This window comes from Streptomyces longisporus (assembly GCF_039532765.1).
Taxonomy (GTDB): domain Bacteria; phylum Actinomycetota; class Actinomycetes; order Streptomycetales; family Streptomycetaceae; genus Streptomyces; species Streptomyces longisporus.
Genome location: NZ_BAAASG010000002.1, coordinates 127,808 through 147,296, shown reverse-complemented (window position 1 = coordinate 147,296; position 19,489 = coordinate 127,808). Strand labels below are relative to the sequence as shown.

Genomic DNA, 19,489 nt, shown 5'->3' with positions numbered 1-19,489 from the left:
ATGGAGCGCACGCATGACCTCCGCTGCCCTCGAAGACCTCGTCGTCACCCAGGCCGGACCCGAGGACTGGCCGGTGATCAGCGGATGGGCCGCGGACGAGGGATGGAACCCGGGAGCGGCCGACGAAGCGGCGTTCTTCGCGCAGGATCCCGACGGCTTCTTCCTCGGCCGGATCGACGGTGAACCGGTGTCGGCGATCTCCGTCGTCAACTACGGCCCCCACTACGCCTTCCTCGGCTGCTACCTCGTCCGGCCCGACCTGCGCGGCCGCGGCCACGGCCTCACCACCTGGAAGACCGCGCTGGCCCATGCGGGCAGCCGCACCATCGGTCTCGACGGGGTGGTGGCCCAGCAGGACAACTACCGCCGATCCGGATTCGAACTCGCCCACCGCACCGTCCGGTTCACCGGAACCGCCCCCGCGGCCGAGGCCCCGGCCGACGTGCACCATGTGCAGCAGACCGACCTCGCCGACCTCACCGCCTACGACAGCGCCTGCTACCCGGCCGACCGCCCCCGCTTCCTGGCCCACTGGCTCACCGGCACCGGACACCGTGCCCTCGTCCGCCGCACCGGCGACCGCGTCACCGGCTACGGAGTGATCCGCCCCGGCCACGACTCGCTCCGCATCGGCCCGCTCTTCGCCGACACCCCCGAGGACGCCCAGGCCCTGTTCACCGCCCTGACCGCCGAGGCGGCCGGAAGCGAGGTCGCCGTGGACGTGCCCGAGACCAACGCGCCCGGCATCGCCCTGGCCGAACGGGCAGGCCTCACCCCCTCCTTCGAGACGGCCCGCATGTACACGGGTCCGGTGCGCCCCTACGCCCAGGACCGCGTCTTCGGTGTCACCACACTGGAACTCGGCTAACGCGCCACCGCCGTGAGCAGCACCATCCCCGAGTCCCCGTAGTCCGGCAGGGTCGGGTCGGCGTCGACGCGGCTGACGGACAGGTCGCGGGTCATGGGGGTGAACACCCTGGTCACCGTGTCCGGGTCGACGGGGCAGCCCGGCCAGCGCGACACCGGCCCGATGCGGTAGGTGGGCATGTTCTCCATGAAGGCGGCCACCAGGTGCCCGCCGGGGACCACGCAGCGGACGAAGGCACGGCAGAAGTCCGTGAACTCCGCGTAGTCCTCGGTGGCGCCCTCGGCGACGAAGTGCATGGACGCCAGCTCGTACCCGGCCGGCTCCAGCTCCCTGACGTCCGCGTGGACGACGTTGACCTGCGCGAGCGCCCCGGCCAGCGTGCCCGGCAGATCGGGGTTGAGGCGTCGGCACAGCGCGTGGAACGGCAGCCAGCTGGCGTCCGGGCCGCACTGGATCTGGCGCTCCAGATAGGCGATGTTGCTCGCCCCTGCGTCGACGGCCTCGATCCGGCGGCTCGCGGCGGCCGCGAGGATCAGCGGATACAGGTTGGGTCCGGCCCCGAACTCCACCGAGCGCTCGATGCTGCCCGGAGGGAAGCGGCGGTAGAACGCCGAGTGGTGGGTGATGACCGCCGCGTCGGAGGGGTGCAGATCGCGGTAGTTCTCCGCGAGGTAGTCCGCGACCGGCCAACGGTCCCAGTCGACGTCGTCGTTGTGCGTCTTCATGGCCGTCTCAGACCTTCGCCCTCAGCGGGAACCGCGCGGCCAGCCGGGTCAGGGTGCCGTTCAGCCGCTCGATGTCCTCGTCCGAGTTCAGTGCCGTGATCTGGATCCGGAAGCCCACCCGGTCCCGCGGCACCAGCGGGTAGGCGGCCAGCGTCACGTAGATGCCCTCCTCCCACAGGAACGCCCCGACCGCGTCGAGGTCGTCCGCGTTCGCCAGCGGGATCTCGATGATCGGCAGCCGGTCCGTGTTCAGCGTCCTGACGTCCAGTCCGTCGAGGTGATCCAGCACCCGCGCGGTCCTGCGGTACAGCTCGGCGCGCAGCACGTCCCCACGGCGGTCGTTGACCTCCAGCCCGGCCAGTGCCGTGGCCAGGGAGGCCGTCGGCGAGGGACCCGAGTACAGATAGGGCCCCGCGGCCGTCTTCAGCCGGTTCTTCAGCTCGGTGGGCAGCGCGAGGAAGGCGAGCAGCGACGAGTACGCCTTCGAGAAACCGGCGGCCAGGACGATCCCGTCGTACGACTCGCCGGTGTGCCGTACGACGCCGTTGCCGCGCGAGCCGTAGGGGCACAGCTCCTCCGGGCCGCGGTCCCCGAGCACCCCGAAGCCGTGCGCGTCGTCCACATAGAGCGTGGCACCCCCGGCGCGGCAGACCGCGGCCAGCGTGGGCAGGTCGGGAATGTTGCCGGTCATGCTGTTCACGCCGTCCAGGCACACCAGTCGCGGCAGGCCCGCGGGTACCGAGTCCAGCAGGGTCTCCAGTTCGTCGGGGCGTTCCGCGTGGAAGCGGTGCAGGGTGGCGCCCTGGCCGCGGGCCACCACGCAGCCGTCGTACACCGTCCGGTGCGCCGTCGACTCCACGAACACATGGCCGCCCTCGGCCAGCACCGGGATCGTCGAGGCGTGGATCAAGGTCAGCGTGGGCAGCAGCAGGGTGTCCGGCGCGCCCAGCAGGTCCGCGAGCCGTGCCTCGATCTCCGGGTACAGGCGGGGGCTGCCCAGCAGCCGCGACCAGCTGGGGTGCGTGCCCCAGCGCCGCAGGGCGGGCTCCACGGAGTCGATGATCTCCGGGTCCCAGTCGAAGCCGAGGTAGTTGCAGGACGCGAAGTCGACCAGCCAGTGGCCACGGCTGCGGATGTGCCTGCCCCGCACCTCGTCCAGCACGGCGTCGCTCATCGGGCTGGTGCGCCGCAGGTGTTCGAGGTCCGCCCACAGTGCCGCCCGCCGCTCCCGGGACGCGGGCCGTGCCGCAGGTACGGTCACCTTCCTGGTGGCGCCGTCGACGGGCGCGTAGCAGCGGCCCTCGCTCTCGCGCAGCACGCGCTCGCTCTGCTCCACCGTCATCGGCTTGGCGAACAGATAGCCCTGCCCGAACCGGCAGCCCATGCCGGCCAGCAGATCGCGCTGCGCCGCGTCCTCGATCCCCTCGGCGATCACCTGCAGGCCCAGGGTGTCGGCGATCCGCACGATGCCCTCGACGAGCGCGACCTGCTGCGCGTCGCGCGCGATGTCGTCGATGAACGTCTTGTCGATCTTCAGCGCGTCGATGGGGAAGTCCCGCAGATAGCGCAGCGAGGAGAAGCCCGTCCCGAAGTCGTCGACCGCGATGTGCACGCCCAGTTCCTTCAGGGAGCGCAGCACCGACTGGATCTGGGTGTCGCGGCGCAGCAGCACCGTCTCGGTGAGCTCCAGCTGCAGCGAACCGGGGGCCAGGCCCGGCGTGCGCAGCGCCTGGCCCACCTGGTCCAGGAAGCCCACGTCGCGGAACTGGCGGGCGGACACGTTCACACTGACGTACGGCGGGCTGACGGGGCCGGGCAGCTGCTGCAGTCCCACGATGTCGCTGACCGCGTTCTCCAGGACCCACGCCCCCAGCACCCCGATGTGCCCGGTCTCCTCGGCCAGCGAGATGAACTGCTCGGGTGTGACGGGCCGGTGGGGTGCCTTCGGCCAGCGCACCAGCGCCTCGAAGCCGACGACCTCGCCCGCGGAGATGTCCACGACCGGCTGGTAGCGCAGGGCGAACTCGTGGCCGGCGACCGCCTGGGCGAGCCTGCTCTGCAGGTCGTGCCGCTCCACCATGCGGGTGTGCAGCAGCGGCTGGAAGCGCCGCCACTGCCGCTTACCGGCCGACTTCGCCGCGTACAGCGCGAGGTCGGCGTGGCTGAGCAGCTCCTCCGCGTCCGTGCTGTCGCGGGCCGTGGCCACCCCCACGCTGGCGGAGACCGTGACCGACTCGTCGGCGAGGGCGAACGGCCGGGTCAGCGTCTGGATCACCTGGGCGGCCAGCAGCTCAGCGTCCAGCGGTTCACGGGCGTCCTCCATCAGGACGGCGAACTCGTCGCCGCCGAGCCGGGCCGCGGTGTCGGTGCGCCGCAGCGTCTTGGAGAGGCGGTCGCCGACGGCGATCAGCAGGTGGTCGCCGGCCGAGTGCCCGAGCGTGTCGTTGACCTGCTTGAAGTCGTCCAGGTCGATGAAGAGCAGACAGGTCATGGACGACTCGCGGCGGCCGCGCAGCAGGGCGCGTTCGATCCGTTCGAGCAGCAGCGTGCGGTTGGGCAGGCCGGTCAGCGAGTCGTGGAAGGCCCGCTGGGTCAGCTCGTGCGCCAGCCGGCGCTGCTCGGTCACATCGCGCAGGGTGACGACGAGCCCGGCCACGGTCCGCTCGTCCCGGAAGTCGCTGCACCGCACCTCCACCTCGACGCGGCCCGCCCGGTGGCGTACCCACCAGTGGTCGTGGGTGGCGCGCGGCCCGGTGTCGCGCACGGCCGTCAGTTCCCGCGCCGCACGGTGCCGGTCCCGCGGGTCGACGAGGTCGGGCAGCGATTCGCCGACCACGTCGTTGGTGCCGAAGACGGTCGCCGCCGACGGGCTGGCGTACCGGATGGTGTTGTCGTCCTCGACGATGAGGATGACGTCCGAGGTGTTGCGCACCAGCGTGCGGAAGTACGCCTCGCTCTCCCGGCTGACGATCTCCTGGCGCAGGGCGATGCGCTCCATGGCGAGGCCTGCGTGCGAGGCCAGGATCTCCATCGAGCCCCGTGTCTCGTTGAGCGTCTCGGCCGGCCCGGCGACCAGCAGGACGCCGGGGACGTCTCCGTACGGGCGGTCGGGCGGGATCATGAGGCAGACCAGGACGGTTGCCTCGTCGTCGAGCTCTGTGCCGGTGTCCGTACCCAGGTCGCGGGCGTGCACGATCTGCGCGTGATACGGGGCCAGATCCGGCGCGCGTTCGGCGGGCAGCAGCAGGGTCCGGTGGCCGACCATGGTGCCCAGGAGCCGGTCGACCGCGGCCTCGCAGGAGCGGGCGACCTCCTGCTGCCGGACCGCCGAGACCAGCGAGGCGGCCGCCCTGCGCAGCGCCAGTTCCCGCGTCACCGCCTTGCGGTGGGCCACCACCATCCCTGCCAGCCGCAGGATCACCAGCAGGAAGAGCACACCGGAGAAGGCGGCGATCACGGACGCGTCGTGCGCCGAGCGCTTGAGCCCCTCGTACAGCAGGATTCCCGGCGCGATGAGCGTCACCACGGCCAGCATCACCAGCCGCCGCGACGGCGGCAGCAGGGAGCCCTGCTGGGGCAGGGCGGCGGTCAGCTGCACCATGTCCGGGTGCAGTGCGGCCTGGCCCCAGGCGGTGTAGAAGACGATCCAGCCCGAGTCCAGCACCGTGCCCGCCTGCCAGGTCTCGTTGAGCTGCAGGATCCCGTAGGCGATGTCGAAGCCGAGCAGTGTCACCGTCCCGACGACCAGGTACTGGACCGACCGGTTGTGCCGGTCGACCGGATTCGGCGTCAGCAGCCGTGCCAGCAGGGCCAGGACCAGGACATCGCCCAGGGGGTAGGCGATGCTGATGGCCCGCTGCTGCCAGGTCAGCCCCTCCACCGTGGTGAGCGGCTGCACCAGGTACACCCACACGGGCAGCGCCAGACCCGCGGTGATGATCAGGGCGTCGAGCAGGCTCGGCAGGTCGTGGCCCGCCCAGCGGTATCGGACCAGGCCGGACAGTCCGATGGCGAAGAGCGGATACGTGGTGAGGTAGGAGGCGTCCGCGGGGGAGGGGAACGGGTTGGAGGCGTGGAAGTACTCCTCCACGACGTTGTAGTAGGTGTCGCCCGCGATGAAGGTGAGCAGCGCGGCGGCGAGGACCCACCAGGGCCAGCGGTGTGCGGGCCGGTTGACCTTGCTGCCGATGAGCACGGCGGCGGTGCCCGAGAGGCCGATGACGGCCCACACGGGGGCGCGCGCGGCGGGCACCGTCAGGTAGACGGCCGTGGCGGCGGCCACCAGCGCTATATGTGCGGCCATCAGCCGCTTTGCCGGCAGCAAGGGCAAGCGCCTCCCCCCGTTGGAGGAGACCGGGCCGTCCACCTGGTCTGGTCGTCCTGGCTTGGTAGATCGTAGGCACCGCAGCCGGACGAGTGCATCTCGGGAGGAACGAGCCGCGACCACCGGGCGCTTCCCTCGGCGAGCACCGCGCGGTCACCACCGTGGCGTACGGCCCTGCGCGATCCGTGTGGACGGGAAGGCACGCCGGCGGGCCCAGCTTCTCCAGGGCCACACCGCCGGTCAGGGAACCGGCGGCGATGCCCTGTGTGAAGGCAAGGTCGACCCCGGAGGCGGCCATGAAGACCGGCGAACTCTCCCGCCGCACCGGCGTCCCCACCAGACTGCCGCGCTATTACGTGGAGCAGCGGCTGCTCAGCCCCGACCGCACCGAGAACGGCTACCGCGACCACGGCGAGCCCGCGGTGCAGGACGTCCGGCAGATCCGCGGGCTGCTGGATTCCGGCCTGACCACGGAGACGATCCGGGCGATCCTGCCCTACCTGTCCGGCCCGGACGAGATCCTGCAGCTGCCCGCCGAGCGCCTGACCCCCGATACCGCCGCACTGCTCCAGGCCCACCTCGACCGCATCCAGGCGCGTCGACTGCCTGGCCCGCAACCGGGGCCGGCTGAGCGCATACCTGGCCGCGATACGGCCGCAGGGGAGCCCGTAAAGCTGTTGCCGCAGCCGCCCCCGGATGCTGGAGTGAGCACATGGATCATGCCGGGGTGCTCGCCCTCTTCGACCGTGACATGCGCGAAGGCGCCCGGCCCGACGGCCCCGACGCACGCGTCGAGCGGGTCGGCAGCGTGGTCCGCCAGGTCTCCTCTGCCCACGGCTGGAACGGCGTCGTCTGGTCCGGTCTCGACGAGACGGGCGCCGACGCGGCGATCGCCGAGCAGGTCGCGTACTTCTCCGGCCTTGGCCGCGGGTTCGAGTGGAAGCTGTACGGGCACGACCGGCCGGTGGATCTGGGACAGCGGCTGAGGGCCGCCGGATTCGAGCCCGAGCCCGAGGAGACGCTGATGATCGCCGAGGTGGCGGGCCTCGACCTCGACGCAGGGCCGCCCGAGGGCATCCGTCTGCTGCCGGTGACCGACGCGGCCGGCGTCGACCTGGTGGCGCACGTGCACGAGAAGGCCTTCGGCACCGACGGCTCCCGCCTGCGCCACCAATTGCTGGCCCAGCTGACCGGGGAGCCGGACACGGTCCTCGCCACCGTCGCCCTTGCCGGCGACGAGCCGGTGAGCGCGGCCCGTATGGAACTCGTGCCCGGCACCCGGTTCGCCGGCCTGTGGGGCGGCGGCACCGTCGAGGCCTGGCGCGGACGTGGCATCTACCGTGCCCTGGTCGCCCACCGGGCCCACGCCGCCGCGCAGCGCGGCTACCGCTACCTCCAGGTGGATGCCTCCAGCCAGAGCCGCCCCATCCTCGAACGGCTGGGCTTCGAGCCCCTGACCACGACGACGCCCTACATCTACGTCCCGTAGCCGGGGGCGTATCGACCGCGATGTCACATCCACGGCCACCCGATTCGTCGCACGGTCATGACGACGAACCAGAAGAACCAGAGCATCCTCCTCGCCGGAGCCAGCGGCATCCTCGGCGGTCACATCACCCGCGCCCTGACCGAGGCCGGCCACAAGGTCACCGGCCTCGGCCGGGGACCGGCGAACGGCGTCCGGGCCGACATCATGGATCGCGACGCGCTGCTGCGCGCCGTCGAGGGACAGCACTTCGACACCGTCATCCACGCCGCGACCGCCCTGCGCAAGGCGCCCATGCGGCACCGCGACATGCATGCCACCGACGCCCTGCGCATCGCCGGCACCGCGCACCTCGTGGAGGCCGCGCAGGCCACCGGCGCCGACCGCTTCGTGAGCGAGTCGATGGTCTTCGGCTACGGCTACGGCGACTTCGGCGAGCATGTGATCACCGAGGACGATCCGTTCGGTCCGCGCGGCACCACGCCGGACCTGGAACGGCACGTCGAGGGCATGCGCATCAAGGAACAACTCACCTTCGAGGCCACCGGACTTGCGGGCATCTCTCTGCGCTTCGGCCTCTTCTACGGCCCCGGCGGCACCGACGCCATCCTGCCCATGCTGCGCAAGCGGCAGCTGCCCGCACCCGCCGACCACGGCCGGGTCCTGCCGTGGACCGAACTCACCGACGCGGCACGCGCGGTGGCCGCCGCCGTCGAACTCGGCCGCCCCGGTCAGGCGTACAACATCACCGACCGCACCCCGCTCGGGTTCAGGGCCCATGTCCTGTGCGTGGCGGAGCAGTTCGGTCTGCCCAGGCCGATGACGGTGCCGCTGTGGTTCACCAGGCCGATGTCGTACGCGCACACCATGTTCCTGACCAGCATGCGCGTGTCCTCGGCGAAGGCGGAGCGGGAACTGGGCTGGACGCCCCGCTACCCGTCCAGCAGCGAAGGGCTCGCCGCGCTGGCGGCCCGGCGGTGATACCAACTGGGGCCGAACGGCCCCTTGTCCAGGGCCGAACGGCCCCGCCTCACGGGCCATTCCGGCTGGAAACCTCTGGAGAGGAAACAGCCGCCCCGGGGGACAGCCTCCCGATGTGCCCGACTCTCCCGCTGAGGGTGCACGGTCGAGGCGGCAGGCCCGCCGATTGCCGAGGGGAGCCGCATCGGCGGGCCTGACTCCGGGCCCTCCCGCTGCCGACAACAGGCTACTTGGCCGGGGAGAGGATGCGGAACGCGCGATTCGGCTGGTCTCGCGAGCCGGGGAGCAGCACCGACGACACCCGGGCGAGGCGCGCAGGCCCCCGCCCGGGCTCGAAACGGCCGGTGTGTCACCGCGGTTTTCGGGTCAGCGGCGTGCCCTCGAACGGTCCAGGGCGGCGACGCCGAGCGCGGCGAGGCCGATCTGGATGAGCCACTCGATCCAGTCGACGCCCTTGGTGTCGGCCACGCCGAAGGCATGGGCGATCGCCGATCCGATCAGCGCGGCCACGATGCCGACGAGGATCGTCAGCACGATGCCGATGTGCTGGCGCCCCGGGACGACCAGCCGGCCGAGCACACCGATGATGATGCCGATCACGATGGCACTGATGATGCCTGAGATCTCCATCTCCGCCCCTCTTGGTCAAGGCCCCCGCACTGTCCGGATGCCCCCTGCCGCGGGGGACATTCCGTTCCGCTTCAACCACGGGTCAACGCCGGGTCAATCTCCGTCCGATGGCCCCGGTGACGCCTGTTCAGCTCCACTCCTGCCATGTACCGTTCAAGTGATCGGCCGCCGTGCGGCCGAATGTCTACGCGCGCAGATGCCTGGTTTCTACGCGCGTAGGTCCGGCCCCGCACCGCTCGCTCTTCCCCAACCCCACACGGAGGTACGCCGGATGCTCGCACTCACCAGATCCCGCCGAAGACTCACCACCGCCCTGGCCGCGTTCGGCCTGCTCACCGCCACCGCGGCCGCCCAGGCCACCGTCATCGCCACGCCTGCCCACGCGGCCACCACGCACCGCGTCCTGTTCGACGACGGCCACGCCGAGGAGGCCGGCAACGCCGACTGGATCATCTCCACCAGCAAGCCCGACCCGCTGGGCGAGAACTCCTCCCCGTCCGTCGAGACCGACTGGACGGGCGCACTGTCCTCTTGGGGCGTGGCCCTGCAGAAGACCGGCAGCTACAGCCTCAAGACCGCCACCAGCGCCCTCACCTACGGCGGCTCGTCGGCCACCGACCTGTCGAACTTCGACACCCTCGTCCTGCCGGAGCCCAACACCCTCTTCACCACGGCCGAGAAGACGGCGATCATGACCTTCGTCAAGAACGGCGGCGGACTGTTCATGATCTCCGACCACACCGGAGCCGACCGCAACAACGACGGCTACGACGCGGTCCAGATCCTCAACGACCTGATGACCAACAACAGCGTCGACTCGACCGACCCGTTCGGCTTCTCCATCGACTCGCTGAACATCAGCTCCGACCACCCGGCCGCCATCAGCGACAGCACCAACCCCGTGCTGCACGGCTCCTTCGGCACCGTCACCAAGAGCCTCATCGCCAACGGCACCACCGCCACCCTCAAGCCCTCGGACAACTCCTCCGTCAAGGGCCTGCTCTACCGGACGGGTTATTCCGGCAACACCGGCGCCTTCTTCCTCACCAGCACCTTCGGCAGCGGGCGGGTCGCCTTCTGGGGCGACAGCTCGCCGATCGACGACGGCACCGGCCAGTCGGGCAACACCCTCTACGACGGCTGGAACGACTCCAGCGCCACCAACGCCGCCCTCGCCCTCAACGCCACCGCCTGGCTCGCCGGTGACGGCACCAGCAGCGGGGGCGGCGGCGGTGGCGGTGGCACCGGCACCTGCACCGCCGCCCAGCTCCTCGGCAACAGCGGCTTCGAGTCGGGCAACTCCACCTGGAGCGCCTCCAGCGGCGTCATCACCAACTCCAGCGGCGAGTCGGCCCGTACGGGCTCGTACTACGCCTGGCTGGACGGCTACGGCACCGCCACCACCGACACGCTTTCCCAGTCGGTGACCATCCCGTCCGGCTGCACCACCGCCGCCCTGAGTTTCTATCTGCACGTCGACACGGCGGAGACCAGCACCAGCACGGCGTACGACACACTCAAGGTCCAGGTGCTGGGCAGCTCCGGGGCCGTGCTGGGCACGCTGGCGACGTATTCGAACCTGAACGCCGCCAGCGGCTACACCCAGCGCAGCTTCAGTCTGGCGAGCTACGCAGGCCAGACCGTCACCCTCAAGTTCACCGGTACCGAGGGCTCCACGCTGCAGACGTCCTTCGTCATCGACGACACGGCGCTCAACGTCAGCTGACGCCCGTGGGGCCCGGCTTCCGTGCCGGGCCCCGCACGTCATGCGGCCGGGACCGTCCGCTCCGGTGTGTTCCACCCGGAGATCCGCAGCCGCGGCACCGACCCGTGCAGATCCGCCGTCCGGTAGGTGGCGGTCAAGGTGACCGTCTCGCCCGGCCAGAGAGCGACCTCGTTGTCCGACCACTCGACGGGCAGCACCGGCTTCCCCTGCGCGTCGACGAGATGGACGTCGGTGAACAGGGCCGGCGTCTTCCCGCTGCCGGTGTTGCGCAGGGTCACGGTCGTGGTCGCCGTGTCGCCCGACGCATCCGTCGACGCCGTCGCCGACACCGGCACCTGCGCCATGGAGCTGAGGCCCTTGAGGTCGGCGTAGCTCGTCGTCGGCGTGTAGTACCAATCGGTGCGGGCCCAGTCGAGGGTGTCGGGCCTGGTGGACAGCCAGTACACGTTCCGGCTGACCTCCTTGCCCGAGGAGTCGCTCAGCGTCAGACGCGCCAGATACGTGGTCGCCGGCCCGGTCACCGACGCCGGCAGGGTGAGCGCGGTGCTGTGCGCACCGTCCCCGCTCACCTTCACCCCCGTGACGGACTTGTCGTACGTCTGCGTGCCGTCGGGGTTGAACAGCGTGGCCCGGGCGGTGAGCCCGGAGGCGGCGGTGTGCCGGTTGTCGACGACGACCACCGAGCGGTCGTCGTAGGAGTACTGGACGTGCAGCGGCTCGTTCGCCTTCTTCGCCCCGAAGTAGGCGCCGCCCTGGTCGAGGTAGCGGTCCATCAGCTGCCAGTGCAGCGAGGTCCAGCCGCTGTTGAACATCCAGTACACGACCCCGGTCGACGGCTTCGACGAGTCGGTGGCATTGCGCTCGTACGCCTCGAACTGGGCACGGACGTTCTCGTACTGGGCGAGCTGCGCCTTGCGGACGTAGTCGGCCAGGCCCGTCGGGGCGCCGTAGCGGCCGGTGAGGGCGTCGTCGTAGAGCTTGAGGGTGCCGAAGGTCGACGACGGGGAGCGGTGGTACTGCTTGGCGTCCGGGTTCTTCCACAGGGTGTCGAGTTCGGCCGGGGTCATCATGCGGCGCAGGGTGTCGAGGGTGGGGATGTCGGGGCCCGCGCTGGTCTCGGAGTTGAAGCCGGTGGCGCCGCCCTCGCGTTTGGCATACCAGTAGTCCGGCGGGACCCAGTCGTAGGGGCCGGTCATCTTCATGCCCGAACTGCCCAGCTGTGGTGAGGAGTTGGCGGAGGCGGCGGCGACCACCGGGACCGGCCAGTCGGCGGCCTTCAGGGCGTCCAGGTAGTTCTTCTCGATCGTGGCGTCGGGTGCGAAGTCGCTGCCGATGAGGAAGGAGATCACACTCGGGTGGTCGCGCAGCCGGGCGGCCTCGGCGGCCATCGACGCCTTGGCGACCGGGTAGTCCGCGGCGCTCCACTTGTCGCCGGGCTCGCCGCCGTTGACCTGGCCCTCCCACTTGTCGCAGCACTCCCAGCCGGGCAGTGTGAGGATGCCGTAGCGGTCGGCGAGGTCGAAGAACTCGTCCGGTTCCAGGTGGCCTTCGAGGCGGATGGTGTTCAGGCCGAGGTCGAGGGCGTACTTGAGCCGGTCCTCGACGTACGTCCGGTCCCAGCGCAGGAACTCGTCCGGTGACCAGCCGCCGCCCTTGATCAGCAGCCTGCGGCCGTTGATGCGGTACTGGCGGGCCCCGTCGGAGTTCAGCGGCGCCTGCACGTCGCGGATGCCGAAGGTCTGCTGTGCGGTGTCCGAGACGGTGCCGGAGACGGACGCGGTGAGCTTCAGGTCGTACAGGGGCTGTCCGCCCATGCCGGCCGGCCACCACACCTTCGGCGAGGTCAGGTGGAGTGCGGGGACGTCGGACGGGGTGAAGCTGACGGTCTTGGTCTCGTGCGCGGCCAGCGTGAGGGTCTTCTCGAAGGTGGTCGTGCCGATGCTGCCGGAGACCGTGGTGGTCGCGGGCCCCCCGGAGTCGTTGCGGGCCTGCGCCTTCACCGTCAGGTCGGCCGAGGCGAGCGAGGGCACGTCCAGCCTGGTGACCACGTGGGCGTCGCGCAGGGCGATGGGGCCGCCGCGGCGGACGAGGACATCGCGGACGATGCCCATGTTCTGGTCGGGCGGTGGCTGAAGCCAGTCGATCCAGCCCATGGTCAGGTTCTTGTCCGGGTCGTTGGGCCGGATGCGGAAGGCAACGGTGTTCGTGCCGGAGCGGACGAGTGAAGTGACGTCCAGCTCATGGTGGGTGTAGGCGCCGGTGACGTCCTGCGCCGTGGCGACCTGGTGGCCGTCGACGTAGACGTCGGCCGCCGAGATCACGCCGCTGAGGTCGAGGTAGGTGCGCTCGGAGGTGTCGGCGACCGTGAAGTCCGAGCGGTACCACCAGGGGACCTGGAAGTCGCCCTTGGGGATCTTCTGCTGGTTCGTCGAGTAGAACGGGTCGGGGTACACGCCGTTCGCGAGCAGTGCTGCCAGGACGGTGGAGCGGGAGCCCGCCGGGTACCAGCCGGTCGCCGGGTAGCCGGGGGAGGAGATGTCGGCCGGCGGGTCGGAGACCTTCGTCGTCGACTGGATCGTGTAGCCCGTCAACGCGGTCGTGCTGCCCGGCTCGGAGGAGACGGAGGTGACCCGCCTCGGCGGGGCGGTCTCTCGGTCATGGGGTCCGGCCCAGGCGCTGGTGGCCAGGGAACCCAACAGACCCAGGACTACGGCGGCCGTGGCGAGACGCTGTCTGTTCACGGAGTCTCCAGCCCCTTCGTAAAGTTAGGAAACTTTACTAACGGCGGTCACGCTAGGGGTGTCGCGCGGACCCTGTCAATCACCGCGGCCCGTATCCGTGTTGGTCAGGAACCGGCCGAACGGCTCTCGAAGACCGTGTGCCGCGCCGTCCCGAGCGCCGTGGCCACCGCACCCAGCAACACCGCGTCCTCGCCGAGCCGGCTGGGCACGACCTTGGGCCGCAGCGGGGTGAGCGACCGGAGGTGCTCACGCACGGGACGCAGCAGCAGGTCCACGCTGTGGCCCACCCCGCCGCCCAGGACCACGAGATCCGGGTCGAGCACGGCAGCGGCCGCCGCCACCGTGTGCGCGATCCGTTCGCCCTCCAGTCGAACCGCCTTGACCGCGGCCTCGTTCCCCTGGCGGGCCGCGTCGAACACCGCCTTCGCGGTGAGCTGCCCGCTCATGCCGAACCGGCGCGCCGCCTCGACCACGGCCACCCCCGACACCGCGTCCTCCAGCCGCTCCGGCTTCTGCTGCCCAGGCCAGGGCAGGAACCCGATCTCCCCGGCCAGTCCGTGCGCCCCGGTGAACAGCCGCCCCTCGCTGACCACGCCCATCCCGAGACCGGTTCCGATCAGGATGTACGCGAACAGCCGGCTGCCCGCCCCGACGCCGTAGGTGTACTCGCCGAGCGCCGCCAGATTGGCGTCGTTGTGGACCTCCAGCGGGACGCCCAGCTCCTCGCGCATCCGGTCGAAGAGCCCGGCGCGCCCCCAGCCCGGCAGGTGCATCGCATAGCGCACCCGGCGCTGGTGCTCGTCGTACACGCCGGGCGTGCCCACCACCGCGTGCACCACCTCCTGGGCGGCCACGTCCGAGCCGTGGACCACCTGACGGGCCGTCGTCACCACCAGGTCCGCCATCGCGGCCGCGCTGCGGGCCCGGTTGCGCACGTCGGAGCGGGCGACGACGGTGCCGTCCAGGTCGGCGACCGCGACCCGCAGCCAGCTGCGGCCGACGTCGATGCCGAGGGCGTAGCCCGCCGCCGGGTCCGGTGCGTACAGGACGGCGGTGCGGCCGCGCTCCGGTGCGAGTGTGCCGACCTCGTGGACCAGCCCGGCCGCCTCCAGTGCGGCGAGTGCGCTGGAGACGGTCGGCTTGGACAGGCCGGTCTCCCGGGCCAGTTGGGCGCGCGAGGCGGCGCCGCCGCTGCGCAGCCGGTCGAGCAGCAGCCGCTCGTTGGTGCTGCGCAGCCGCCGGCGGTTCCAGGGCTGTTCCTGCTGGTCTGGGGCGTCACTGGCGGGCATCGCACCATTCTCACGTATGCGCGGGGCCGTTCGATGGAGCCTCTTGACGCATCAAGTAAGGCTCCTTAACTTTATCGGCCAACAGCCTCGCCGGGCGAGCCAAGGCCGGACAAGGTCAGCCATGGACAGCCCAGCGCCCGGTGCTTCAGGAGTCCTCATGTCCGGTAGTCCGCCACCCAACGGTGGTTTCGTCCGTCGCGTCGGCCTGTTCCAGGCCACCGCCATCAACATGAGCCAGATGTGCGGCATCGGCCCGTTCGTCACGATCCCGCTCATGGTCGCCGCGTTCGGCGGCCCGCAGGCCGTGATCGGGTTCATCGCGGGTGCGCTGCTCGCGCTCGCCGACGGGCTGGTGTGGGCGGAGCTGGGCGCGGCGATGCCCGGCTCCGGCGGGAGTTACGTCTACCTTCGCCAGGCCTTCCAGTACCGCACGGGCCGGCTGATGCCGTTCCTGTTCGTCTGGACGGCGATGCTGTTCATCCCGCTGATCATGTCGACCGGCGTGGTGGGCTTCGTCCAGTACCTCGGCTATCTCGCGCCCCACCTCGGGCAGACGTCCGGCGACCTGATCGGCCTCGGCATCATCGCCCTGGTCGTGTTTTTGCTGTGGCGGGGCATCGAGCACATCGCCCGGATCACCGCCGTGATGTGGGCCGTCATGATCGTCTCGGTGGCGCTGGTCATCCTGGCCGCCGCCACGGACTTCAGTGCGCACCTCGCCTTCACCTACCCCGCGCACGCCTTCGACCTGGGGAGCAACCACTTCTGGCTCGGCTTCGCCGGCGGCCTGACCATCGGCATCTACGACTACCTCGGCTACAACACCACGGCCTACATGGGCGCCGAGATCAAGGACCCCGGACGCATCCTGCCGCGTTCGATCATCTTCTCCATCCTCGGCATCATGGCGATCTACCTGCTGCTGCAGATCGGCACGCTCGGCGTGATCGACTGGCACCGCATGACCAACCCGGACGACATCGCGTCCACGTCGGTGGCCTCGGCGGTCCTGGAGAAGACCTGGGGCAAGGGCGCGGCGGACACCGTCACCGTCCTCATCCTGATCACGGCCTTCGCCTCGGTCTTCACCGGCCTGCTGGGCGGCTCGCGGGTGCCGTACGACGCGGCCCGCGAGCGCGTCTTCTTCCGCCCCTACGCCAAACTGCACCCCAAGCACCGCTTCCCGATGCTGGGCCTGGCGACCATGGGCGTGATCACGGCCGTGGGCTTCCTGATCGGCCGGCACACGGACCTGGCGACACTGATCCAGCTGCTGACGACGGTGATGGTGATCGTGCAGGCGCTGGCCCAGATCGTCGCCCTGACGGTGCTGCGCAGGCGCCAGCCGGCCCTGCAGCGGCCTTACCGCATGTGGCTCTACCCGGTGCCGAGCATCGTCGCGTTCGTCGGCTGGTGTGTGATCTACGGTTACGCGGACAAGAGCTCGCCGGGCCGCCATCCCATCGAGTGGTCGCTGGCCTGGCTGGCCCTGGGCTGCGTCGCGTATGTGCTCTGGGCGCGCTTCGAGAAGGTGTGGCCGTTCGGCCCGAAGGAGATCGCGGAGGAGTACCTGGCGGCCTCGGCGGTGTCGGATGCGGAGCCCGCGGGCGCGTGAGCCTGGCTGCCGCAATGCGATGAAACCAGGGGTCGGTCGGGGCTGGTCGCGCAGTTCCCCGCGCCCCTGAGGGGACGCGGGGCGCACGGGAAGTTCCGCGGTGTGCGTCAGCCGCGGCGCCCGGCGTGATGGACAGGGGCTGGGCCTGTCGACGCCGTCTAGCAGCGGCCGCTCGCGTGCGTGGCCGACGTGGCGGTCCTGGTCGTGGGCGCCAAGAGGCGATAGGCGCTGACGGCCGTGACGCCCAGCATGGCCGTGACGCCCAGCGTGGCCGTGACGTCGGCGGTACGTGCTTCCTCGGCTGAAGAACTGCGGTCCGGCCCCGCCGTCCTTGACATGCAGGTAATTGCCTGCATAACGTTGAGTGTGCGATCAGAGAGTGACTCCGGGATGGACAAGGTCTTCAAGGCGCTGGCCGACGAGACCCGCAGACGGCTGCTGGACCGGCTGCACGAGCAGAACGGTCAGACGCTCGGCGAGCTGTGCGAGCGCATCGCGATGACACGCCAGTCGGTGACCCAGCATCTGGGTGTCCTGGAGGACGCCAATCTGGTCGGCACGGTGCGGCGGGGGAGGGAGAAGCTGCACTACCTCAACCCGGTCCCGCTCCACGAGATCCAGGAGCGGTGGATCGACAAGTTCGAGCGCCCGCGCCTGAGCGCGCTGAGCGACGTCAAACGACGAGCCGAGGAAGCCACCATGAGCGACAAGCCCAGTTACGTCTACGTCACCTACATCCGCAGCACACCGGAGAAGGTCTGGGAGGCGCTCACCGACGCGGACCTGACCGCCGCCTACTGGGGCCACCGCAACGAATCGGACTGGCGGCAGGGCTCCCGCTGGGAACACGTCCGCACGGACGGCTCCGGTATCGCCGACGTCGTCGGCACCGTCGTGGAGAGCGAGCCCCCGACCCGCCTGGTCACCACCTGGGCCGACCCCCGGCACGAGGGGCAGGAGGACAAGCACTCCCGGGTGACCTTCGACATCACGCCGCACGAGGACATCGTCCGCCTCACCGTCACCCACGAGGACCTCTGGGACGAGGGAGCGCTGTCGGACGTCTCCCGCGGCTGGCCGGCGGTGCTGTCGAACCTCAAGTCGCTGCTGGAGACCGGCAGTCCACTGCCGCAGCAGCCCTGGTCGGTGCCCGGTCACTGAGCGGTGACGGGACGCGGGACGGCCGGTCCCGCACCGAGCGCGGACCGGCCGCCGATGCCGTCCCTTCTGGTCCGTTCCTACATCTGGTCCGTTCCTACGGCCTGGGGACGCTCCTCGCCGCCGCACCGGCGCACATCAGCCCCAGGATCACGGCGAGCGCGCCGATGATGATGTTGTTGAGGGCGACACCGGTGTCCGGGCTGGTGCCGACGACCCAGGGTGCAATGATCATCCAGACGCCCACCGCGCAGAATGCCCAGCTGAGGCCGTACATGCGCTCGGGGGCGCGGGTGAACCCGAGGGCCAGCAGGCCGATCGCGATGCCGACGACGAGGTTGTGCGTGACCAGCGGGGGCTGGCTCGTCGTGTAGTGGAGTATCCATGGGGATACGGCGCAGTACAGACCGAGCAGGAACACCGGTCCGTCCAAGAGCGTCACATCGCGACCGCCAAGCATGCGGGCATAGCGTTCCCGCATTTCGGAAACATCAGGGTGGGTGGTGATGTCCCCCCTGCTGGTGGGCGAGACGTTGGCCATGACTCGTCTCCTTTGACTCACAGACCTGACCGCGTCTGGTGCGGTATGCGGATAAGCGCCGCGTAAGTCCATTCTGCTCTTATTTCATCTTTATGTGTAGAGGTCGGCGGGGTGCCTGAGGCGGAGGGCGCCTGTGGGGCACCCCTCCGGCTCACGCACATGTCCGTGCAGATCGCGGGCATGCGGACCATAGAGGGGTTGACCGCATGTCTCGCAAATGGAGGTGGCTGCCGCTATGGGCGCGAAGGTGTTGGAGCGGTTTCCTGCGGGAGCTCCGCGCGGATCGTGGCCGGCGGAGGAGTACGCGGCGCGCTGCCGCGCCGAGGGCAGGAACGCGACGGTGATCATGGATCTCAAGTCGGATGCGTTCCTCGTCGTGGTGCCGGCCGACGAGGACTGACCCGGCGGACGCTCACGTCAGGGAGCCGCCCAACTCGCGCGCCCTGCGCACGAACACCTCATGGAGATCCTGCGCCGCCCGGGGCGCGGAAACGGCGCGGCGGCGCTGCAGCATCAGCAGAACCTCCGTCGAGTCGTCGCAGATCGGACGGTAGGTGATCGCGCCCCGTCGCTCCAGGGGGTCGCCGATGACACTGAAGTCCGGCAGAAGTGTGGCTCCCAGTCCTTCGGCCACCATCAGCTTGCCCATTTCGGCGCCGTCGGTGGAGAAGGAGAAGTCGGGGGAGCGGCCCCGCAGCAGACGGTGGGCATAGCGGTGCATGACATAGCCGGAGCGCATCGCGATCACCGGCTCCGGACCGTCGAGGACATCGTCCACCGTGACGGCGGACAGCGCGGCGAGCGGACTGTCCGGGCGCAGACACAACACCGGACGCCCGCGCAGCAGTTCGGTGCTCTCGAAGTCGGCGGGCAGATCGTCGCTGTCCAGATGGTTCACCAGACCGAGGTCGAAACCGCCCTCCAGCAGCGCCCGGTGGATCTCGGACTGCTGGGCGCCCACCACCTCCACCTGCGTCATCGGATGGGCCGCGCGGAAGGCCTGTACGGCCGGGATGAGCAGCGGCACCGTGGCGGCGTTCACCGTGCCGACCCTGACCATCCGGCTGATCCTGTGCTGCTCTCCCGCCGCGCTCCGCAGCCGGTCCACCGCGTCCAGCACATCGATGATGTGCGGCAGCAGTTCCCGGCCCTCCGCGCTCATCGTCGCCCCGGACCGCTTGCGCTCCAGCAGGTCGACCCCGAGTTCGCGTTCCAGATTGCGCACCGTCTCGCTCAACGCGGGCTGGGAAAGGCGGAGTTCTTCCGCGGCCCGGCGCAGTGAACCGAGCCGGGTCACGGCCGCGATGTATTCCAGTTGTTCCGTCCGCACGCCCTGCAGAATGCAGCCCGTTTCGCGGCGCGTTCAAGGGTTTCCCTGTCACACGTTCGTGAAATTCAATGGTCC

15 protein-coding genes and 1 pseudogene are annotated in these 19,489 nt (G+C 70.3%); 8 read left to right on the top strand and 8 right to left on the bottom strand.

Translation table 11 applies throughout. The annotated features are described in order from the left end of the window. The first annotated feature begins 13 nt into the window (after positions 1 to 13). Positions 14 to 868: a GNAT family N-acetyltransferase gene (locus tag ABD355_RS02250; protein WP_344398281.1), complete on the top strand. Its 855-nt coding sequence runs from the start codon at positions 14 to 16 to the stop codon at positions 866 to 868. Here the strand turns inward: ABD355_RS02250 and ABD355_RS02245 are convergent. Together ABD355_RS02245 and ABD355_RS02240 are read right to left on the bottom strand one after the other, a co-directional pair. Then, the gene (locus ABD355_RS02245) at positions 865 to 1,593 is read right to left on the bottom strand and encodes a class I SAM-dependent methyltransferase (RefSeq protein ID WP_344398280.1); all 729 of its coding nucleotides are present in this window, start codon (positions 1,591 to 1,593) and stop codon (positions 865 to 867) included. The two genes, ABD355_RS02250 and ABD355_RS02245, sit on opposite strands and share 4 nt — an antisense overlap. A 7-nt stretch (positions 1,594 to 1,600) precedes the next feature. Next, on the bottom strand, positions 1,601 to 5,896 hold the full coding sequence (locus ABD355_RS02240) for an aminotransferase class I/II-fold pyridoxal phosphate-dependent enzyme (RefSeq protein WP_344399024.1): 4,296 nt from the start codon (positions 5,894 to 5,896) through the stop codon (positions 1,601 to 1,603). Positions 5,897 to 6,174: 278 nt separating this feature from the next. Between ABD355_RS02240 and ABD355_RS44570 the strand changes: the two are divergent. From ABD355_RS44570 to ABD355_RS02225, 3 genes and pseudogenes are all read left to right on the top strand, one after another. Then, a pseudogene (locus ABD355_RS44570) lies at positions 6,175 to 6,357 on the top strand (MerR family DNA-binding transcriptional regulator); the annotation flags it as partial. Positions 6,358 to 6,629: 272 nt separating this feature from the next. After that, a complete protein-coding gene (locus ABD355_RS02230) occupies positions 6,630 to 7,406 on the top strand; it encodes a GNAT family N-acetyltransferase (RefSeq protein WP_344398279.1) in 777 nt (258 codons plus the stop codon). A gap of 57 nt (positions 7,407 to 7,463) precedes the next feature. Next, positions 7,464 to 8,384, top strand: coding sequence for an NAD-dependent epimerase/dehydratase family protein (locus ABD355_RS02225; protein ID WP_344398278.1), 921 nt, complete (start codon positions 7,464 to 7,466; stop codon positions 8,382 to 8,384). 366 nt (positions 8,385 to 8,750) lie between these two features. On the opposite strand, the gene ABD355_RS02220 is transcribed toward ABD355_RS02225, so the two are convergent. Beyond that, positions 8,751 to 9,014: a GlsB/YeaQ/YmgE family stress response membrane protein gene (locus ABD355_RS02220; protein WP_344398277.1), complete on the bottom strand. Its 264-nt coding sequence runs from the start codon at positions 9,012 to 9,014 to the stop codon at positions 8,751 to 8,753. Positions 9,015 to 9,285: 271 nt separating this feature from the next. On the opposite strand from ABD355_RS02220, the gene ABD355_RS02215 reads away from it, so the two are divergent. Next, entirely contained in the window at positions 9,286 to 10,740 is a 1,455-nt protein-coding gene (locus ABD355_RS02215) for a hydrolase (RefSeq protein ID WP_344398276.1), read from the top strand. Between the two features lie 38 nt (positions 10,741 to 10,778). Here ABD355_RS02215 and ABD355_RS02210 read toward each other — a convergent pair whose 3' ends face one another. Beyond that, a complete protein-coding gene (locus ABD355_RS02210) occupies positions 10,779 to 13,481 on the bottom strand; it encodes a glycoside hydrolase family 2 protein (RefSeq protein WP_344398275.1) in 2,703 nt (900 codons plus the stop codon). A gap of 104 nt (positions 13,482 to 13,585) precedes the next feature. Beyond that, positions 13,586 to 14,770 carry an ROK family protein gene (locus tag ABD355_RS02205; RefSeq protein WP_344398274.1) on the bottom strand — a complete coding sequence of 395 codons (1,185 nt, stop codon included), beginning with the start codon at positions 14,768 to 14,770 and terminating at the stop codon, positions 13,586 to 13,588. A gap of 157 nt (positions 14,771 to 14,927) precedes the next feature. On the opposite strand from ABD355_RS02205, the gene ABD355_RS02200 reads away from it, so the two are divergent. Further along, on the top strand, positions 14,928 to 16,385 hold the full coding sequence (locus ABD355_RS02200) for an APC family permease (RefSeq protein ID WP_344398273.1): 1,458 nt from the start codon (positions 14,928 to 14,930) through the stop codon (positions 16,383 to 16,385). A 158-nt stretch (positions 16,386 to 16,543) separates the two neighbouring features. Here ABD355_RS02200 and ABD355_RS02195 read toward each other — a convergent pair whose 3' ends face one another. Further along, on the bottom strand, positions 16,544 to 16,723 hold the full coding sequence (locus ABD355_RS02195) for a hypothetical protein (RefSeq protein WP_344398272.1): 180 nt from the start codon (positions 16,721 to 16,723) through the stop codon (positions 16,544 to 16,546). A gap of 52 nt (positions 16,724 to 16,775) precedes the next feature. Between ABD355_RS02195 and ABD355_RS02190 the strand changes: the two genes are divergently transcribed. Further along, complete coding sequence (locus ABD355_RS02190; RefSeq protein ID WP_344398271.1) at positions 16,776 to 17,546, top strand: ArsR/SmtB family transcription factor; 771 nt, start codon at positions 16,776 to 16,778, stop codon at positions 17,544 to 17,546. A 94-nt stretch (positions 17,547 to 17,640) separates the two neighbouring features. Here ABD355_RS02190 and ABD355_RS02185 read toward each other — a convergent pair whose 3' ends face one another. Further along, the gene (locus ABD355_RS02185; RefSeq protein ID WP_344398270.1) at positions 17,641 to 18,084 is read right to left on the bottom strand and encodes an SPW repeat protein; all 444 of its coding nucleotides are present in this window, start codon (positions 18,082 to 18,084) and stop codon (positions 17,641 to 17,643) included. Positions 18,085 to 18,319: 235 nt separating this feature from the next. Here ABD355_RS02185 and ABD355_RS02180 point away from each other — a divergent pair, with 235 nt between their 5' ends. Beyond that, the gene (locus ABD355_RS02180; protein WP_344398269.1) at positions 18,320 to 18,484 is read left to right on the top strand and encodes a hypothetical protein; all 165 of its coding nucleotides are present in this window, start codon (positions 18,320 to 18,322) and stop codon (positions 18,482 to 18,484) included. A gap of 12 nt (positions 18,485 to 18,496) precedes the next feature. Here ABD355_RS02180 and ABD355_RS02175 read toward each other — a convergent pair whose 3' ends face one another. Beyond that, on the bottom strand, positions 18,497 to 19,414 hold the full coding sequence (locus ABD355_RS02175) for a LysR family transcriptional regulator (protein ID WP_344398268.1): 918 nt from the start codon (positions 19,412 to 19,414) through the stop codon (positions 18,497 to 18,499). Between the last annotated feature and the right edge of the window lie 75 nt (positions 19,415 to 19,489).